At 42.3% G+C, this 2,891-nt stretch carries 2 protein-coding genes; both read right to left on the bottom strand.

Translation table 11 applies throughout. From position 1 onward, the window contains the following. Positions 1 to 804 precede the first annotated feature (804 nt). Positions 805 to 1,068 carry an alpha/beta-type small acid-soluble spore protein gene (locus tag BN1243_RS12265; RefSeq protein WP_062107219.1) on the bottom strand — a complete coding sequence of 88 codons (264 nt, stop codon included), beginning with the start codon at positions 1,066 to 1,068 and terminating at the stop codon, positions 805 to 807. A gap of 218 nt (positions 1,069 to 1,286) precedes the next feature. After that, positions 1,287 to 2,522: an IS110 family RNA-guided transposase gene (locus tag BN1243_RS12260; RefSeq protein WP_062104226.1), complete on the bottom strand. Its 1,236-nt coding sequence runs from the start codon at positions 2,520 to 2,522 to the stop codon at positions 1,287 to 1,289. Positions 2,523 to 2,891 lie beyond the last annotated feature (369 nt).

Here is a 2,891-nt window from a genome sequence, read left to right as displayed (position 1 = left end):
AAAGGAAACACGGCGAAGCATGAGCCGATGTTGACTTATCGTAGGAAGAAGCTGAAAGTTTGCTAGTCGCTGGAGCCTGAAGCTAGCCAAATAAAAGCGTAAGCGCATTGCTCATCGACGTACAAACTTTTGTGTTAAGGATGAACGGCCAAAGGCGCGCCGTCCTGGCGCAACGCCGTTCTGACCAACATCCTGTTGGCCCGAGATAAAGGAAACACGGCGAAGCATGAGCCGATGTTGACTTATCGTAGGAAGAAGCGTAGAAGTTTGCTAGTCGATATGCGCTGAAGCTAGCCAAATAAAAGCGTAAGCGCATTGCTCATCGACGTACAAACTTTTGTGTTAAGGATGAACGGCTAAAGGCGCGCCGTCCTGGCGCAACGCCGTTCTGACCAACATCCTGTTGGCCCGAGATAAAGGAAACACGGCGAAGCATGAGCTGATGTTGACTTATCGTAGGAAGAAGCGTAGAAGTTTGCTAGTCGATATGCGCTGAAGCTAGCCAAATAAAAGCGTAAGGCGACGTTTAGCGACGTACAAACTTCTATGTTAAGGATGAACGGCTAAAAACGCGCCGTCCTGGCGCAACGCCGTTCTGACCAACATCCTGTTGGCCCGAGATAAAGGAAACACGGCGAGGCACGAGCCGATGTTGACTTATCGTAGGAAGAAGCTGAAAGTTTGCTAGTCGCTGGAGCCTGAAGCTAAACAAAAGAATAAAAGCTATCTAAGGCCGGTTGAAGAATGGATCAACCGGCCTTTTACGTTGTGATTATTCGACAAAATTCGGGGCGTGCCGGGCACTTAAAGCTTTTCCTTGGCCATTTTAATCATTTCTTTTACCATGTTACCACCAATAGGCCCACCGATTTTTCCGGCTTGTTCCGAGGTAAGCTTTCCATTGTATCCCTTTTGTAAGGGGATACCTTGCTCCTTCGCAATTTCATATTTCACATCATCTGGTTTGCTAGGGTTAACGTTATATCCCTTGTCCCTCATAACATTCACTTTAAGTTGATCAAGCTGAGCGCGTGCTTCAGGTACTAAGATTTTATTGTTTTTTCCCATTACGATTCCTCCCTTTCAAGAATAGGATTTGTTTAATTGATAAAATTCAATCGGGAATTTTATCCCATCCTTTAGACCTGCGGTAATATGTCAAGCACAAAATAATTAGTTATTTGGTTATCAAGGATCAAATATCTGAAAAAAGGCAGCACTAAACTAGACCAGTAAATTTTTGGTATTTACTGGAATTAGAGAAAGGATTTATTAGCGCATATGCGTCATATATTTACGCTCCTTTTCGGCGTGTAAATTTGGTGATTGCGTAGTAGCGCATCGACCAAACGTACAAATTTTCTTGCGGTTAGAACGAGTGCCCTTTTGTGCTGATGTTTCGGTACTTCTTTGTATTTCTTCGCGTAGTATTCTTGATACTCGGGAATGTGCCTTCTTACTGAGTTGGCGGCTTCAACTAAGTAATATCTTAGGTATTGATTTCCGTTGCGCGAAAGGGAAGTATCATCCGCAGTAAAACGTCCAGATTGATGTTTTCGCCAGTACAGACCTGCATATTTGGCTATTTTCGTTTCATCTTCAAAACGGTCAATTTGACCGATCTCAGCGATAATACCAGCTGTGAATACAGGTCCTACACCAGGGATGGATTGAAGGGTCTGAGTCTCTTCTAAGCCAGCCATGATGCGTTCAATGGCCTTTTCAATCTCCTTTACTTGCTTTTGAAGCGTTCTAATCACTTCAATGGATGTACCAAGGAGAACGTCGATTGAATCTTCGACTACCTTATCTAGGCGATACGAAGAACGGACGGCCCTTTGGATGGATTTCGCTACACATTCTGCGTCATTGAATCGGTTTTTTCCTTTTTCCTGAAGGAAACCGGCTAAATCTTCTAATGGCATTTGTGCTAGTTCATCTAGGCTAAATTTTTCTGAGAACATTTCCATCATGGCGTTCCCGAAAACGGACGAATCCACCTCTTGAGAAAAGGTATTACATTTAAAACTTAGGTGCTGTAAGAAATGTTGTTTCTCTTTCGTCACTTGATGGATGAGTTGGTAACGGGAACGAGTCAATTGTTGTAAGGCAATATACTGTTCTTCCTTTACCACGGACATGGAATTACGCCCAAAGCGAAGATAGTCAGCTATCACAAAAGCATCAATCTCATCTGTCTTATCCATATCCGTATAGCTTTTCTTAAAATTGGCAATCTGTTTGGGATTCATGACAAAAACCTTTGCGCCAAGACCTTTTAGTGATTCATCGTTATGCAAAAACATGGAAGGGTGAAAACTATAGACAGACGTAGATTCTAAACCGATTTTTAATGCTTGAATATTATTGTTTGTGGTGCAATCTAGAATACGGTCTCGTAGTTGTATGGCACCTGGAAGATCGTTAGAGACGGTAAAGGATGTAAGCTTTTCTCCTTCATCGCCTAAGATACAAACTTTTATATCAAAAGAACTAATATCTAAACCAACAAATAATTTCATGGGTTGTCCCCTCCTTTCAAATTAGAATCATTGGTATTATTCTTGGATGCCCTGAGATATCTCTAGTGTGAACGCCGACCAGCAACCTCGTGTATCAGAACTTACCCTGATTCGAAAGCCGCCCTAGAGCTACTATCCTCTAGGTTCGAGATTCAGGGAGAACAGCCTGCGAGTAGGAAGCACCGCACGTACACTGAGAAACAGTCTAAAAATGTGGTTAAACCCACAGGAGGAAAAAGAATTGTCCCAAATGATCCTATTCTCATTATCTAGAAATATCTCGGGACATCCAAGAAATTTGAATAAATTATTACAGGAAAAATAGGAAATTATGGGCTCTTAAAAAGGAGCCTAAACATAATATACGAG

Source organism: Bacillus niameyensis, from assembly GCF_001375535.1.
Lineage (GTDB): Bacteria > Bacillota > Bacilli > Bacillales > Bacillaceae_C > Lederbergia > Lederbergia niameyensis.
The sequence above is the reverse complement of the archived record's forward strand: the minus strand, read 5'-3'. Positions and strand labels throughout refer to the sequence as shown.